The following is a 15,006-nucleotide window of genomic DNA, read 5'->3' as shown; positions in this document are numbered from 1 at the left end:
TCTCCAGGCCTGTGTTGAGCGGGCTTGTGTGGGAGCTGGCTTGCCTGCGATAGCATCAACGCGGTGAACAGCCAGACCCAGTTGCCCGCATCGCAGGCAAGCCAGCTCCCACAAAAAGCCCGGTGCCCACATCGGCCTACCTAAAACTCAGTGATTGCAGGGAGCATTTTTAATGCGCGTCATTCTTTTCAGCAGCCAGACCTACGACCGCGACAGCTTTCTCGGCGAGCCGCTGCCGGCAGGTGTAGAGCTGCAATTCCAACCGGCCCGCCTGAACCTCGACACCGTGGCCCTGGCCGAACACCACGAAGTGGTCTGCGCCTTTATCAACGATGACCTCAGCGCACCGGTGCTGGAACACCTGGCCGCCGGCGGCACGCGCCTGATTGCCCTGCGCTCGGCCGGTTACAACCATGTCGACCTGGCCGCCGCCCAGCGCCTGGGCCTGAGTATCGTGCGCGTACCGGCCTACTCGCCCCACGCGGTGGCAGAGCATGCGGTTGCGCTGATCCTGGCCCTCAACCGCCGCTTGCACCGCGCCTATAACCGCACCCGCGATGGCGATTTCAGCCTGCACGGGCTCACCGGGTTCGATTTGGTCGGCAAAACCGTCGGCGTGGTCGGCACCGGGCAGATTGGCGCCACCTTTGCCAAGATCATGGCCGGGTTCGGCTGCCAGTTACTCGCCTACGACCCATTCCCCAATCCGCAGGTCCAGGCCCTTGGCGCCCGCTATGTAAACCTGCCAGAGCTATTGGCCCAGGCACAGATCATCAGCCTGCACTGCCCACTGACCGCCGACAGCAAACACCTGATCAACGCACGTTCCCTGGCACAGATGCAGCCTGGCGCCATGCTGATCAACACCGGACGCGGTGGCCTGGTGGACACGCCAGCCTTGATCGAGGCCCTCAAGAACGGCCAACTCGGCTACCTGGGCCTGGATGTGTATGAGGAAGAGGCCCAGTTGTTTTTCGAGGATCGCTCCGACCTGCCGCTGCAGGACGACGTACTCGCACGCCTGCTGACCTTTCCCAACGTGATCATCACTGCCCACCAGGCATTCCTGACCCGTGAAGCCCTGGCGGCAATCGCAGCCACCACGCTGGCCAACATTGCCGCGTGGGCCGATGGCCAGCCGCAGAACCTTGTGCAAGGTTGATCAGCGGTCATATACCAGGCTCATGATAGGCCGGCACCCGTGATAGGATGCCGCGCCTATTTGGAGGATCCATGGCCGAACACGATTTCCGCTTCAGCTTGCTGAGCCCGCAACACACCCTGATCGAATGCCGCGCCCTGGTGCCGGGCCGTTACCAGGTCACCGGCAACGGTGGTTCGATCAAGCATGGCGACGTCTTGATCGTCACCCTGCGCGGCAGTAAAACCCTGTCGATGCGCCTGACCGTCGAAGGTGACGCGCGCTATTCCATTCGCCCGGCGGGCCAGTGGGTCGCCATGGCCCAGGGGCCGAAATTCGGCGAGCTGGAAATTCACACCTGGAAGGTCAACTGCGACAGCTGCGACAGCCTGCTGGAGTTTGAATTCGCCGTGGAAACCAAGCTGGCCAAAGAGCCGCTGCAACCGGCCGCCAATGCGCGCATCAAGGAACTGGGCTGGGCCAGCGAAGGCGACAAGCACCGCTGCCCGAAATGCCAGCAGGCTGCGCAATGAAAGGCGTGCTGCTCGCCGCCCTCGGTGTGGCCCTGACGGGCTGTGCCGGTGACGCGGTAAAGCTGCAGCAAGACCACAGCTACGTGGTGGAGTGGATTGGCGAACGGCCGTTGATGGATTACGCGCACCTGACCGTCACCCTCGGCGCCGATGGCCGCGCCTACGGCAATGGCGGCTGCAACCACTGGTTTGCGCCGTACACCGTCGAAGGCCGGACGCTCAGTTTCGGCAAGATCGGCAGCACCCGCAAACTCTGCGCCGAAGCCTTGATGGAGCAGGAGCACCGCTTCTTCCAGGCCCTGCAAGGTGTGCAGCGCTGGGATATCTCACCGATCGAGCAAACCCGGTTCTGGCCGGCTGAAGGCAAGCCGATTCGACTGTGGCTGGAAGAAGGCTGATCCAAAGTCAGACTGGATCGGCTTTTCTGTGGGAGCTGGCTTGCCTGCTCCCACAGATTTAACCACGCAGGGCTTTGAGCTTGGCCAACACGCCTTCTGCCGTCTGCTCACCCATCAGCTGTTCACGCACCTTGCCTTTGTCATCAATGATGTAAGTCACCGGCAGCGCCTCGCTGCGCGGAATATCGAAAATCTCTTCCGGGTTCTGCGCCAGCACCGTGAACTTGATCCCCAGCTTCTCGCTGGCGGCCTTAAGTTCTTCACCCTGCACGTTGTCGAAATTGACCCCGAACACCCCCACGTTCTGGCCTTTCAACTGTTCGGCCAAGGTGTTCAGTTCCGGAATTTCCGTGCGGCACGGGCCACACCATTCGGCCCAGTAATTGACCACCACCCATTGTTTGTCCAGGCGTTCGGCCGCCACTTTCTTGCCATATTGGTCAACGCCGTAATCGTTACCGCAGCCGCTGAGCAGCAGGGTTGTGATGATCGCCAATGCACCGATCAGTCGCCTAGTCATGGGGAAATCCTTCGCAAAAAATGAACGTTGGCTGCGACCTATCGCCTCTTACGGTTTAAGGACGGGTCGCCGCGCAGGTAGAATACCCGCCACCTTACGCAAGATGCGACCCGCACATGACCGATCTGACGCTTTATCACAACCCGCGCTGCTCGAAATCGCGCGGTGCGCTTGAACTGCTCGAAGCCCGCGGCCTGACCCCGACCGTTGTGCGCTACCTCGAAACGCCGCTGGACGCCGCGCAACTCAAGGCCTTGCTCAGAAAACTGGGGATCAGCGCACGCCAACTGCTGCGCACCGGCGAAGACGAATACAAAACCCTCAACCTGGCCGACGCCAGCCTCAGCGAGGCGCAGTTGATTGCCGCGATTGCCGAGCACCCGAAGCTGATGGAACGCCCGATCCTGGCAACCGCCGAAAAAGCCATCATCGGCCGCCCACCGGAAAACGTGCTGGAGTTGCTGCCGTGACCGCGCCCTATGTGCTGGTGCTGTATTACAGCCGCAATGGCTCGGTCAGCGAAATGGCTCGGCAGATTGCCCGCGGCATCGAGCAAGGCGGCCTCGAAGCCCGCCTGCGCACCGTACCGGCGATTTCCACCGAGTGCGAAGCCGTGGCGCCGAGCATCCCGGACGAAGGCGCGTTGTATGCAAGCCTGGATGATCTGAAGAATTGCTCGGGCCTGGCCCTGGGCAGCCCGACGCGCTTTGGCAACATGGCCGCGCCGCTCAAGTACTTCCTCGATGGCACCAGCAACCTGTGGCTCACCGGCGCACTCGTCGGCAAGCCAGCCGGCGTGTTCACCTCCACCGCCAGCCTGCACGGCGGCCAGGAAACCACACTGATGTCGATGCTGCTGCCGCTGCTGCACCACGGCATGCTGATCACCGGCCTGCCCTACAGCGAACAAGCCTTGCTCGACACCCAGGGCGGCGGCACGCCATATGGCGCCAGCCACCATTCCGGGCCGGACGGCAAACGCATGCTTGATCAGCACGAAATCACCCTGTGCCGGGCACTCGGCCTGCGTCTTGCCACCACCGCCACGCTGCTGGAGAACGGCCGTGGCCAGAAAGCCTAAGGTCCTGCCGCCCCAGGCGTGGCTGGAACCACGGGTCAAGGTGGCACGCGTACTGAGCCTGGTGGCTTTTTTAGGGCTGGTGGGCTTGCTGTGCGTGAATTACCTGTTCATCGCCGACCTGCACGGTGCGCGCCCGTGGGTGATCCTGCTGATCGAGCTGGTGCCACTGCTGGTGCTGGCGCCGGGCATGCTGCTGGGTAGCGCGCGCGGGCATTCGTGGATGTGTTTTGTGGTGAACCTGTATTTCATCAAGGGCGCACTGGCGGCATATGACCCGAACCGGCAGTGGTTCGGGGTGCTGGAGATGCTGGCGAGTCTGGCGGTGTTTTGTTCCGCGCTGTTGTATGTGCGGTGGCGGCATCAGTTGAATCGGCGGTTGGCGGAAGATTTGCAGCCTGCCTGAAGACCGCTATCGCAGCGATGCGGCGACCCGACAAGCCAGCTCCCACACTTGGAATGCATTTCCCTGTGGGAGCTGGCTTGCCTGCGATCGGATCAACTCAGTCTCAATGATTCACCGTGTAGGCCAGCATCATCGACAACTGACACATCGGCCGCCCACTCTCGGCGTGCCATTGGTTAAACGCGCCCTGCACCGTCGCCAAGTCCCGCAGGCTGGTCGGCGCCTTGTCGACGATCTTCTGTGCATTCAAGGCCGCGACCACGTCATCACTCGGCACAAACGTATCCTTGCCGACCATGCGCAAAAAGCGCGGCGCCGACAGCCCGCCCAACTGGTGACCGTGCTTGCTCAAGTACTTCCACAAGCTGACGATATCGGTCACCGGCCAGTCGGCGATAAACGCGCCGAAGCTGCCTTTTTCCTGCTCGATATCCAGCATCATCTGCGCATTGCGCGGCACGCTCTTGAGCTTGCCCAGGTGACGGATGATGCGCGCGTCCTGCATAAGGCGCTCCAGATGTTCGGCGCCCATCAGCACGACTTTTTCCGGATCGAAGCCGAAGAACACCTGCTCGAACGCCGGCCATTTGGCATCCACCACACTGTGCTTCAAACCCGCGCGAAATACGCGCAGCGCCAGGGTCGACAGGTAGCGATCATCACTGATCTTGCGCAATTGCGCCGGGGTCTTGGGTACAGGCAGGTGGGCTTCCAGCTCGGCCGCTGAACCAAAGCGGTTCAGACAATATTCGTGCAGCCACTTGTAATCGCGCATGCCCTCTCCTGGCAGTTGAATTGAAAACGGCGCCCGTGAGCGCCGTCTTTCAGAGCATTGAAACGTCTTAGAGGTTCACCACATTGACGAAGCGCGAAGCGGCGGTCTCGTCAATTTTAAGGCTGGTGAAATCGAACAGGTTGCGGTCGGCCAGTTGCGACGGCTGCACATTCTGCAAGCTACGGAAGATGCTTTCGGTGCGGCCTGGGGTTTTGCGCTCCCAGTCCACCAGCATCTCCTTGACCACCTGGCGCTGCAGGTTTTCCTGGGAGCCGCACAGGTTGCACGGGATGATCGGGAATTGCTTGAAGTCGGAGTAGGCCTGGATGTCTTTCTCGTTGCAATACGCCAGCGGGCGGATCACCACGTTGCGCCCGTCATCGGCACGCAGCTTGGGCGGCATGGCCTTGAGCGAGCCGTTGAAGAACATATTGAGGAAGAAGGTCTCAACGATGTCATCACGGTGATGCCCCAGGGCCATCTTGGTCGCGCCGATCTCATCGGCAAAGGTGTAGAGCGTGCCACGGCGCAGGCGTGAGCACAGCGAGCAGGTAGTTTTGCCCTCTGGGATCAGCTCCTTGACCACCGAGTAGGTGTCTTTTTCGACAATGTGGTACTCGACGCCCAGGTCTTTCAAGTAGGCCGGCAGCACGTGTTCGGGGAAGCCCGGTTGTTTCTGGTCCATATTGACGGCGACGATCTCGAACTGGATCGGCGCGACCTTTTGCAGGTGCAGCAGCACGTCGAGCAGGGTGTAGCTGTCTTTGCCGCCGGAGAGGCAGACCATGACCTTGTCGCCGTCCTCGATCATGTTGAAATCGGCGACCGCTTCCCCGGCCAGGCGACGCAGGCGTTTTTGCAGTTTGTTCTGGTTGACCGTAAGAGTGCCCATGGCGCTTGGATCCGCTAGAGGTGTGTGACGAAAAGCGCAGCATTTTACGCAAAAATACTTCAATGGGCGACGCCGATCCAATGTGGGAGCTGGCTTGCCTGCGATGGCGGTGTGTCAGCAACTAATACATCACTGATCCACCGCTATCGCAGCGATGCGGCGACCCGACAAGCCAGCTCCCACAGTAGGACCAGTGGTCACTGACAGACCTCAGCGCGATTAGCGCCCATGTTTACAGCGCAATTTGCTCTAAAGCCCTACAGTTTTTCAGGTCATCACTTCCTATACTGCGACGTAAGGTCGCACAACTATCCAGGACCTTATGTGGCCATTTGGCCCGTGGGCGCTCCGATGGGGGGCGATGGTAATAACGACAGGAGTGACTGGCATGATCCATCACGTCGTGGGGCTGTTTACCCATCCCGACCAGGAATGGCGGGAAATTCGTGGCGATAAGGAAGAAAGTATCGGCCACATGTACCTCACTCACACTTTGATTCTCGCGGCGATCCCCGCCGTATCGGCCTTTATCGGCACCACCCGGGTCGGCTGGGTGATCGGCAGCCGCGCCCCGGTCATGTTGACCCAGGAAAGTGCGTTGTGGATGACCCTCATGTCCTACGCGGCGATGCTCGGCGGCGTGGCGGTGATGGGCGCATTCATCCATTGGATGGCCCGCACCTACGACGCCAGCCCCAGCATGGCGCGCTGCGTAGCGTTTGCCACCTACACCGCGACCCCGCTGTTTATCGGCGGGCTGGCGGCGCTCTATCCGCATATGTGGCTGGGCATGGTCGTGGGCACGGCGGCTATCTGTTACACGGTGTACTTGCTGTATGTGGGGCTGCCGACGTTTATGAACATCGACCCGGACGAGGGCTTTCTGTTTTCCAGCTCGGTTTTGGCCGTGGGCCTGGTGGTACTGGTGGCAATCATGGCGTTTACCGTGATCGTCTGGGGGCTGGGCGTAGGCCCGATCTACACCAACTAAGCTGATCAACCGCAGGCAAAGCCACCGCAAGGTGGCTTTGTGCGTCATGCATGACCATTCGGCGCCTGACAGATTCGGAAACACCTGCTTTTGCGGCATACTGGACGTCTCTGGAGATATGGTCAGCATGCCCGAGCAACTCAATACCCGCGTCGAAGATTGTTTCCTACAAGCCGAATCATTTTTTAAACGAAGCTTCAAACGCCCCCAGGTCAGCCTCAAGCTGCGGGGCCAGAAGGCCGGTGTCGCGCATTTGCACGAGAACCTGCTGCGCTTCAACCCACAGTTGTACCGCGAAAACAGCCAGCACTTCCTCAAACAGACCGTGGCCCATGAGGTGGCGCATCTGATCGCCCACCAGTTGTTTGGCGAGCGCATCCAACCCCATGGCGAGGAATGGCAGCTGATCATGCGCGGGGTTTACGAACTGCCGCCGGATCGTTGCCACACCTATGAGATCAAGCGCCGCCAAGTGACCCGGTATATCTATCGCTGCCCGTGTGCCGACAGCGATTTCCCGTTTTCGGCCCAGCGGCATGGGCTGGTGAATCAGGGGCGGCGGTATTTGTGCAGGCGGTGTCGGCACACCTTGGTATTCACCGGGGAAACTCGGGTGGAGTAAGGGCCTCATCGCAGGCCCGATCAGTCACCCAACAACCTTGGCCCGCCGCAACTCGTCTATCCGCTGAGCACTGAGCCCCAACCCAGCCAGCACTTCATCACTGTGCGCCCCCACCGCCACGCCAATATGCCGAGGCTGCGGCAACCCCTCGGAAAACTTCAGCGGGCAAGCCAGTTGCGCCTGGGTCGAGCCATCACCCCGTGGCACCTGGCTGACCAGCTCGCGCGCCTTCAACTGTGGGTGCTCCAGCGCTTCACTCAGGCTCAGCACCGGTTCGACACACGCATCCACCCCGGCGAACAACTCACACAGCTCGTCAAAGCTGCGCTTCTCAAACTCGACCTGTAACGCCAGCTTCAGGGCTTTTTGCTGCTCGGGTTTCAAGCTTTGCATGGCCAGCTCCGGCCTTCCCAACGTTTCGCACAATTGCCGCATAAACGCCGGTTCCAGGCTACCCACCGACATCCAGCGCCCATCACGCGTGCGATAGTAATCGTAGAAGCTGCCGCCGTTGAGCACATGGCTCTCCCAATCCGGTTCGACCCCACAGGCCAGGTAGCCCGCACCGGCCATGGCATTCAGGCTGAACGAGCAGTCGGTCATGCTCACATCCAGGTATTGGCCGACGCCACTGTGCTGGCGGGCAATCACGGCGGCGAGCAACCCCACCACCGCGTGCAACGAACCACCGCCGACATCCGCCAATTGCACGCCCAGCGGCAACGGCCCGCTGTCCTGGCGGCCGGTGTAACTGGCCACGCCGGCCAACGCGAGGTAGTTGATATCGTGCCCGGCGCGGTCTTTATAAGGCCCGGTTTGACCGTAGCCGGTGATCGACACATAAATCAGCCGGGGGTTGAGCGCCTTCAGCGCCTCATAACCCAGGCCCAGACGCTCCATTACCCCAGGCCGGAATTGCTCAAGGACAATGTCATAGTCCTTGACCAGCTCACGCACGATCTGCAGCGCCTCGGCCTGCTTGAGGTCCAGTGCCAGGCTGCGCTTGTTGCGATTGAGGTATGCGTGGCTCGCCGAGGTGCCCTGGTCATGGGGCGGCAGCACGCGTAACAGGTCCATACGCGTGGGCGATTCAATACGCAGCACCTCGGCACCCATGTCCGCCAGCAACAAGGACGCGAACGGGCCAGGCAGCAAGGTGGAAAAATCCAGCACTTTGAGGGACGCCAAGGGACCTGACATAAAGACTCCATTTGGGTAGCGACTGCCCACAGCCTAGGCAGCCTTGCGCCTGGCGGCAATCGTCAGAACGATCAGCGACAGTGACCGTTTTGATCACGGCGGGCTTTTTCGCGGCGGCGGCTTTATCATTGGCTCAGGTTTGCTTGCAGAGTGTTCCATGAAGTTTGCGATTGCAGTATTTTCCGCCGCCCATGCGCCCTCCTCGCGCCGCGCCTTGCTGTTCGCCCAGGCAGCGCTTGCCGGTGGGCATGAGATTGTGCGGCTGTTTTTTTATCAGGACGGCGTGTACAGCGCTGCCAATAACATCGTTGCGCCCCAGGATGAGCAGGACATTGCCCGCAAGTGGCGTGAGTTTGTCAGCCTGCATCAGCTCGACGGCGTGGTGTGCATCGCCGCCGCCTTGCGCCGTGGCGTACTCAATACTGAGGAAGCCACGCGTTATCAACGCAGCGCGGTGAACCTCGACGCGCCGTGGGCGTTGTCGGGCCTGGGGCAGTTGCATGACGCCATCCAGGCTGCCGACCGCCTGATCTGTTTTGGAGGGCCGTGAGATGGCCAAGTCTTTATTGGTGATCAGCCGCCAGGCACCGTGGTCCGGGCCAAGTGCGCGCGAGGCGCTGGATGTCGTATTGGCCGGTGGCGCTTTTGACCTGCCGATCGGCCTGCTGTTTATGGACGATGGCGTGTTCCAGCTGGCAACCCATCAGGATGCCAAGGCCGTGCAGCAAAAAGACCTCAGCGCCAACCTGCAGGCGTTGGGCCTGTTCGGCATTGATGAGGTGTTTGCTTGCAGCCACAGCCTTGCCGAACGCAGCCTCGCAACACCTGCCAGCGCGCAGGCGCTGGACAGCGCCGCGATCGCCGAATTGATTGACCGTTATGACCAGGTGATGACCCTCTGATGTCGACTTTGCATGTGGTATCTCACTCCCCGTTTACCGATAGCCGCCTGGCCAGTTGCCTGCGCGTGTGCGGCGCCGAGGACGCTATCCTGCTGTGTGGCGATGGCGCCTACGGCCTGCACAACGCAGCCCTGCAAACCCGGGGCGTGAAGGTCTTTGTCCTGGCCGAAGACATGCAGGCACGCAACCTGCCCCTGCCGGACTGGGCCGACAGCGTCGATTACCCAGGTTTTGTGCAGCTGTCGATCGACTACAGCAAGGTCAACACCTGGCTATGAACACCCTGACCGTAGGCGAACGCACGCTGGAACTGGACAAGGACGGCTACCTCGTCGACCTGGATGACTGGTCCATCGACGTGGCCAATGCCCTGGCCGCCGCTGAATCCCTGGAATTGACCGCCGAACATTGGGAAATCCTCGAACTGCTGCGCGGGTTTTACGCAGAATTTCAGCTGTCCCCGGCCACACGCCCGTTGATCAAGTACACCGCTTTAAAGCTCGGCACGGACAAGGGCAACAGCCTGCACCTCAACAAACTCTTCAATGGCACCCCCGCCAAACTTGCCGCCAAGCTGGCGGGCCTGCCCAGGCCGACGAATTGCTTATGACCGACTTTGCCCCGCTGACCCTTGAACCCCCCGCCGAGCACCCGTTTGCGCAGTTCGTGCGCATCCTGGGCAAAGGCAAGCGCGGCGCGCGCAACCTCACCCGTGAGGAAGCCCGCGAAGCCATGGGCATGTTGCTCGACGAAAAAGTCGAAGACACCCAGCTCGGCGCCTTCCTGATGCTGCTGCGCCATAAGGAAGAAAGCCCGGAAGAGCTCGCCGGTTTCACCGAAGCCGTGCGCGAGCGCCTGAATGCGCCAGCGCTGAATGTGGATGTCGATTGGCCGACCTACGCCGGTAAAAAACGTCATCTGCCGTGGTATCTGTTGGCGGCCAAGTGCCTGGCGCAAAACGGGGTGCGCATTCTGATGCACGGCGGTGGTGCCCATACGGCGGGCCGCTTGTACACCGAGCAATTGTTGCAAGGCCTGCAAATCCCGCTGTGTCGCAATTGGCAACAGGTCGAGACGGCGTTCGAGCAAGGCAACCTGGCGTTTATCCCGCTGGGTGACTGGGCGCCACAACTGCAACGCATGATCGATTTGCGTAACACCTTGGGCCTGCGCTCACCGATTCACTCCCTGGCGCGCCTGCTCAACCCGCTGAATGCACGTTGCGGCCTGCAAAGCATTTTCCACCCCGGTTACCAGGGCGTACACCGCGATGCCAGCGGCCTGCTGGGCGATAATGTGATTGTGGTGAAGGGAGATGGCGGCGAAGTCGAGATCAACCCGGACACCCTCAGCCATTTGTATGGCACCACCGGTGGCCAGAGCTGGGACGAAGAGTGGCCCGCCCTCTCCGCCCAGCGGCACGTCAAACCGGCCAGCCTGGAACCCGAGCATTTAAAAGCCTTGTGGCGCGGTGATGTCGAGGACAGTTACCCGCAACTCGCGCTGATCGCAACCATGGCCCTGGCCCTGCGCGGCCTCGGCCACGCTCGGGAACAGGCGTTCGAATTGGCCCAGCAATACTGGGATGCGCGGGACAAATCGATTTAATCGATGATTCCCGCCCGGTCTTTGCGCTTTTAGTTCGAACTCATCCCTTTAGACTGGGCTCCAACGCTTATTAGCCAAGGAGCCAGTCATGGGTTTGCTGATCGAAGGACACTGGAAAGACCAGTGGTACGAAAGTAGCGCAGACGGCGCGTTCCAGCGCGAGCAAGCGCAACGGCGCAATTGGGTGACCGCCGATGGCGAGCCCGGCCCCAGCGGCGACGGTGGTTTCAAAGCCGAGGCTGATCGCTATCACCTGTATGTTTCACTGGCCTGCCCGTGGGCCCATCGCACGCTGATCCTGCGCAAACTCAAGGGTTTGGAAAGCTTGATCGACGTGTCTGTGGTCAGTTGGCTGATGCTGGAAAATGGCTGGACCTTCGACAAGGCTCACGGCTCGACGGGCGATAAGCTCGACGGCTTCGACTTCATGCACCAGCGCTACACCGCAGACACCGCCGATTACACCGGGCGTGTCACCGTGCCAGTGCTGTGGGACAAGAAGCTCAAGCGCATCGTCAGCAATGAATCAGCGGAGATCATCCGCATGTTCAACAGCGCGTTTAACGGGCTGACCGGCAATACTCTGGATTTCTACCCCGAAGCCCTGCGTTCGACGATCGATACGTTGAACGAGCGCATCTACCCCGCGGTGAACAATGGCGTGTACCGCGCAGGGTTTGCCACCTCGCAGCAGGCGTATGAAAGCGCATTTGATGATGTGTTTACCGAGCTGGACTGCCTGGAACAGCACTTGGCTGAGCAGCGCTACCTGGCCGGTGAATACCTGACCGAGGCCGATGTGCGGCTGTTCACCACGCTGATTCGCTTTGATGCGGTGTATTACAGCCACTTCAAATGCAACCTGCACCGGATTGCCGACTATCCGAATTTGTCGAACTGGCTAAGGGAGCTGTATCAGTGGCCGGGCGTGGCCGAGACGGTGGATTTTGCGCATATCAAGGGGCATTACTATGCGAGCCATCGGACGATCAACCCCACCGGGATTGTGCCGAAGGGGCCATTGCAGAGGTTTGATGCCGAGCATGATCGGGCGCGGTTGAGCGGTAAAGGTGTCTGGAACTGAAAACACCTTGTGGCGAGGGAGCTTGCTCCCGTTGGGCTGCGCAGCGGCCCCAATAAAAACACCGCGTTCTGCCAGGCAAAACGCGGTGTTTGGTTTTAGGGCCGCTTCGCAGCCCAACGGGAGCAAGCTCCCTCGCCACATTAAGATCACTCACCACAGCGGCGATGTCAGACCTGGGATTGCGCGCCTTCAAACCACTTGAGTTTCTCGCGCAACACCACCACCTCACCGACGATCACCAGTGTCGGCGCATGCACTTCATGCTCCGCCACCATGCGCGGCAAATCCGCCAGGGTGCCGGTAAACACGCGCTGGTTGGACGTGGTGCCCTGCTGGATCAACGCCGCCGGGGTATCTGCCGCGCGCCCGTGCTTGATCAGTTGCTCACAGATGATCGGCAAGCCGATCAGGCCCATGTAGAACACCAACGTTTGCGACGGCCCCACCAGGTCATGCCAGGGCAGGTCCGAGGTCCCGTTCTTTAAATGCCCGGTGATAAAGCGCACCGACTGCGCATAGTCACGGTGCGTCAGCGGAATCCCCGCATACGCCGCGCAACCGCTGGCTGCCGTGATCCCCGGCACCACCTGGAACGGGATGCCATGGGCCGCCAGTTCTTCGATCTCTTCGCCGCCACGGCCGAAGATGAACGGATCGCCACCTTTGAGTCGCAGCACACGCTTGCCCTGCTTGGCCAGGTCCACCAGTTGCTGGTTGATCTGGTCCTGCGGCACGGCATGGTCGGCGCGACGCTTGCCGACGTAGATACGCTCGGCGTCACGTCGGCACAGCTCAAGAATCGCCGGCGCTACCAGGCGGTCATACAGCACCACGTCGGCTTGCTGCATCAGGCGCAAGGCGCGGAAGGTCAGCAGGTCCGGATCACCTGGGCCTGCACCGACCAAATAGACTTCACCCGGCGCGTACGGCGGCGCGCCGTTGACCTTTTCGATCAACAGACGCTCAGCTTCATCGCCCTGCCCGGCCAATTGACGGTCGGCGATCGGGCCTTGGAAAACCTCCTCCCAAAAGGCCCGACGCTGCTGCACATCCGGGTACAAACCTTTGACCTGGGCGCGAAAACGCGCCGCCAAACCGGCCAACTGGCCATAAGTCGACGGAATCCAGGTTTCCAGCTTGGCGCGGATCAAGCGCGCCAGCACCGGCGCATCGCCGCCGCTGGACACCGCAATCACCAAGGGTGAACGGTCGACAATCGCCGGGAAGATCACGCTGCACAGGGCTGGCGCGTCCACCACATTGACCGGTACGCACCGGCGCTTGGCATCGCTGGACACTTGCGCGTTCAGCGGCTCGTCGTCCGTGGCCGCGATAATCAGCACGCAGCCGTCAAGGTCTGCCTCCTGATAACCGCGCAGAATCAGGTCCCCGCCACTGCCCAGCACCAGTTCTCGCAACTGGTCTTCGATCTGGGGAGCAACCACCCGCAGCAACGCACCGGCGTCGGCCAGCAGCCGGGATTTGCGCAAGGCAATCTCCCCGCCACCGACGACCAACACACGACTGCCGCGCAGGTTATGAAACAGCGGCAGAAATTCCATTTAGCCGATGACCTCAACGCCGCCCATGTACGGCTTGAGCACTTCCGGCACGCGGATGGAACCGTCGGCCTGCTGGTAGTTTTCCAGCACGGCCACCAGGGTACGGCCTACGGCCAGGCCCGAACCGTTGAGGGTGTGTACCAGTTCCGGCTTGCCGGTTTCCGGGTTGCGGAAACGCGCCTGCATGCGACGGGCCTGGAAATCACCGCAGTTGGAGCACGACGAAATTTCGCGGTACTTGTCCTGGCTCGGCACCCACACTTCGAGGTCGTAGGTTTTTACAGCGCTGAAACCCATGTCGCCGGTGCACAGCGCCAGTACGCGGTAAGGCAGCTCCAGCAGTTGCAGGACGCGCTCGGCGTTGGCGGTCAGGCCTTCCAGGGCTTCCATGGAGGTCGACGGTTCAACAACCTGCACCATTTCAACTTTGTCGAACTGGTGCTGGCGGATCATGCCGCGCGTGTCACGCCCCGAAGCGCCGGCTTCGCTACGGAAGCACGGGCTGTGGGCCACGAACTTGATCGGCAGCTGCTTGGCGTCGAGGATTTCGCCGGCGACGATGTTGGTCAGCGACACTTCGGCGGTCGGGATCAGGTACAGGTCGGCTTCGCCGTCGCGGCTGATCTTGAACAGATCCTCCTCGAACTTAGGCAATTGGCTGGTGCCCATCAGCGCCGGCGCCTGCACCAGATACGGCGTGTAGGCTTCTTCGTAGCCGTGTTCAGCGGTGTGCAGGTTGATCATGAACTGCGCCAGGGCACGGTGCATGCGAGCGATCGGGCCGCGCAGCAGAGCAAAGCGTGCGCCGGACATTTTGGCGGCGGTTTCGAAATCCAGGCCGCCGGTCAGTTCGCCCAACGCAACGTGATCCTTGATCTCGAAATCAAAGGCTTTTGGCGTGCCCCAACGGCGCACTTCGACGTTGCCGTCTTCGTCTTCACCAATGGGCACGGATTCGTGCGGAATATTCGGGATGCCCAGCAGGATCGAATCCAGCTCGGTCTGAATGCCTTCCAGCTCGACTTTGCCGTCGGACAGCTCGGTGCCCATGCGCTCGACGTCCGCCATCAACGGCGCGATGTCTTCGCCACGCTGCTTGGCCTGACCGATGGATTTGGAACGCGCATTACGCTCAGCCTGCAGTGCTTCGGTGCGGGTCTGGACGGTCTTGCGCTGTTCTTCCAGCGCTTCGATGCGCGCAACATCCAAGGCAAAGCCACGGGATGCCAGGCGGTCCGCTACGTCCTGAAGGTTGCTACGTAACAGTTTGGAATCGAGCATGTCGGTCTCTCGT

20 protein-coding genes are annotated in these 15,006 nt (G+C 61.1%); 14 read left to right on the top strand and 6 right to left on the bottom strand.

The genetic code is table 11. The annotated features are described in order from the left end of the window. Positions 1–172 precede the first annotated feature (172 nt). From HX790_RS28640 to HX790_RS28630, 3 genes are all read left to right on the top strand, one after another. On the top strand, positions 173–1,162 hold the full coding sequence (locus HX790_RS28640; protein WP_017136571.1) for a 2-hydroxyacid dehydrogenase: 990 nt from the start codon (positions 173–175) through the stop codon (positions 1,160–1,162). 71 nt (positions 1,163–1,233) lie between these two features. Further along, the gene (locus HX790_RS28635; protein WP_017136572.1) at positions 1,234–1,674 is read left to right on the top strand and encodes a hypothetical protein; all 441 of its coding nucleotides are present in this window, start codon (positions 1,234–1,236) and stop codon (positions 1,672–1,674) included. After that, the gene (locus HX790_RS28630; RefSeq protein WP_017136573.1) at positions 1,671–2,072 is read left to right on the top strand and encodes an META domain-containing protein; all 402 of its coding nucleotides are present in this window, start codon (positions 1,671–1,673) and stop codon (positions 2,070–2,072) included. Before HX790_RS28635 ends, HX790_RS28630 begins: the two co-directional genes overlap by 4 nt. Positions 2,073–2,130: 58 nt before the next feature. Here the strand turns inward: HX790_RS28630 and HX790_RS28625 are convergent, their stop codons facing one another. Next, entirely contained in the window at positions 2,131–2,592 is a 462-nt protein-coding gene (locus tag HX790_RS28625) for a TlpA disulfide reductase family protein (protein WP_017136574.1), read from the bottom strand. Positions 2,593–2,708: 116 nt separating this feature from the next. Between HX790_RS28625 and arsC the strand changes: the two genes are divergently transcribed. The 3 genes from arsC to HX790_RS28610 are packed head-to-tail and all read left to right on the top strand — an operon-like array spanning position 2,709 to position 4,076. Beyond that, on the top strand, positions 2,709–3,062 hold the full coding sequence (arsC, locus tag HX790_RS28620) for an arsenate reductase (glutaredoxin) (protein WP_017136575.1): 354 nt from the start codon (positions 2,709–2,711) through the stop codon (positions 3,060–3,062). After that, positions 3,059–3,673 (top strand): NAD(P)H:quinone oxidoreductase, encoded by a 615-nt coding sequence (wrbA, locus tag HX790_RS28615; protein WP_017136576.1) that lies wholly within the window; start codon positions 3,059–3,061, stop codon positions 3,671–3,673. The genes arsC and wrbA overlap by 4 nt, the downstream gene beginning before the upstream one ends. Further along, on the top strand, positions 3,657–4,076 hold the full coding sequence (locus HX790_RS28610) for a DUF2069 domain-containing protein (RefSeq protein WP_017136577.1): 420 nt from the start codon (positions 3,657–3,659) through the stop codon (positions 4,074–4,076). Before wrbA ends, HX790_RS28610 begins: the two co-directional genes overlap by 17 nt. Positions 4,077–4,179: 103 nt before the next feature. Here the strand turns inward: HX790_RS28610 and HX790_RS28605 are convergent, their stop codons facing one another. Both HX790_RS28605 and ttcA read right to left on the bottom strand, forming a co-directional pair. Beyond that, positions 4,180–4,851 carry a DNA-3-methyladenine glycosylase I gene (locus HX790_RS28605; RefSeq protein ID WP_017136578.1) on the bottom strand — a complete coding sequence of 224 codons (672 nt, stop codon included), beginning with the start codon at positions 4,849–4,851 and terminating at the stop codon, positions 4,180–4,182. Positions 4,852–4,918: 67 nt separating this feature from the next. Continuing rightward, the gene (ttcA, locus tag HX790_RS28600) at positions 4,919–5,743 is read right to left on the bottom strand and encodes a tRNA 2-thiocytidine(32) synthetase TtcA (protein WP_017136579.1); all 825 of its coding nucleotides are present in this window, start codon (positions 5,741–5,743) and stop codon (positions 4,919–4,921) included. A gap of 388 nt (positions 5,744–6,131) precedes the next feature. Here ttcA and HX790_RS28595 point away from each other — a divergent pair, with 388 nt between their 5' ends. Together HX790_RS28595 and HX790_RS28590 are read left to right on the top strand one after the other, a co-directional pair. Then, on the top strand, positions 6,132–6,734 hold the full coding sequence (locus HX790_RS28595) for a Yip1 family protein (protein WP_099548019.1): 603 nt from the start codon (positions 6,132–6,134) through the stop codon (positions 6,732–6,734). A gap of 127 nt (positions 6,735–6,861) precedes the next feature. Then, positions 6,862–7,356, top strand: a complete 495-nt coding sequence (locus HX790_RS28590; protein ID WP_026013658.1) for a SprT family zinc-dependent metalloprotease — start codon at positions 6,862–6,864, stop codon at positions 7,354–7,356. Between the two features lie 24 nt (positions 7,357–7,380). Here HX790_RS28590 and HX790_RS28585 read toward each other — a convergent pair whose 3' ends face one another. After that, complete coding sequence (locus HX790_RS28585) at positions 7,381–8,556, bottom strand: CaiB/BaiF CoA-transferase family protein (protein ID WP_017136581.1); 1,176 nt, start codon at positions 8,554–8,556, stop codon at positions 7,381–7,383. A gap of 157 nt (positions 8,557–8,713) precedes the next feature. Here HX790_RS28585 and tusD point away from each other — a divergent pair, with 157 nt between their 5' ends. The 6 genes from tusD (at position 8,714) to HX790_RS28555 (ending at position 12,150) form a co-directional block, all read left to right on the top strand. Further along, the gene (gene tusD, locus HX790_RS28580; protein WP_138453903.1) at positions 8,714–9,106 is read left to right on the top strand and encodes a sulfurtransferase complex subunit TusD; all 393 of its coding nucleotides are present in this window, start codon (positions 8,714–8,716) and stop codon (positions 9,104–9,106) included. Between the two features lies 1 nt (position 9,107). Further along, positions 9,108–9,458 (top strand): sulfurtransferase complex subunit TusC, encoded by a 351-nt coding sequence (gene tusC, locus HX790_RS28575; protein ID WP_017136583.1) that lies wholly within the window; start codon positions 9,108–9,110, stop codon positions 9,456–9,458. Then, the gene (gene tusB / locus HX790_RS28570; protein WP_017136584.1) at positions 9,458–9,736 is read left to right on the top strand and encodes a sulfurtransferase complex subunit TusB; all 279 of its coding nucleotides are present in this window, start codon (positions 9,458–9,460) and stop codon (positions 9,734–9,736) included. Before tusC ends, tusB begins: the two co-directional genes overlap by 1 nt. Continuing rightward, positions 9,733–10,068 carry a TusE/DsrC/DsvC family sulfur relay protein gene (locus tag HX790_RS28565; RefSeq protein WP_017136585.1) on the top strand — a complete coding sequence of 112 codons (336 nt, stop codon included), beginning with the start codon at positions 9,733–9,735 and terminating at the stop codon, positions 10,066–10,068. Before tusB ends, HX790_RS28565 begins: the two co-directional genes overlap by 4 nt. After that, positions 10,065–11,066, top strand: coding sequence for a glycosyl transferase family protein (locus tag HX790_RS28560; protein WP_017136586.1), 1,002 nt, complete (start codon positions 10,065–10,067; stop codon positions 11,064–11,066). Before HX790_RS28565 ends, HX790_RS28560 begins: the two co-directional genes overlap by 4 nt. A gap of 88 nt (positions 11,067–11,154) precedes the next feature. Beyond that, entirely contained in the window at positions 11,155–12,150 is a 996-nt protein-coding gene (locus HX790_RS28555) for a glutathione S-transferase family protein (protein WP_176992573.1), read from the top strand. A 167-nt stretch (positions 12,151–12,317) separates the two neighbouring features. Here the strand turns inward: HX790_RS28555 and cysG are convergent, their stop codons facing one another. Continuing rightward, positions 12,318–13,712, bottom strand: coding sequence for a siroheme synthase CysG (cysG, locus tag HX790_RS28550; protein ID WP_017137497.1), 1,395 nt, complete (start codon positions 13,710–13,712; stop codon positions 12,318–12,320). Then, positions 13,713–14,993 carry a serine--tRNA ligase gene (gene serS, locus HX790_RS28545; RefSeq protein ID WP_017137498.1) on the bottom strand — a complete coding sequence of 427 codons (1,281 nt, stop codon included), beginning with the start codon at positions 14,991–14,993 and terminating at the stop codon, positions 13,713–13,715. Positions 14,994–15,006 lie beyond the last annotated feature (13 nt).

This window comes from Pseudomonas sp. IPO3747 (assembly GCF_013385245.1).
Taxonomy (GTDB): Bacteria; Pseudomonadota; Gammaproteobacteria; order Pseudomonadales; family Pseudomonadaceae; genus Aquipseudomonas; species Aquipseudomonas edaphica.
The sequence above is the reverse complement of the archived record's forward strand: the minus strand, read 5'-3'. Positions and strand labels throughout refer to the sequence as shown.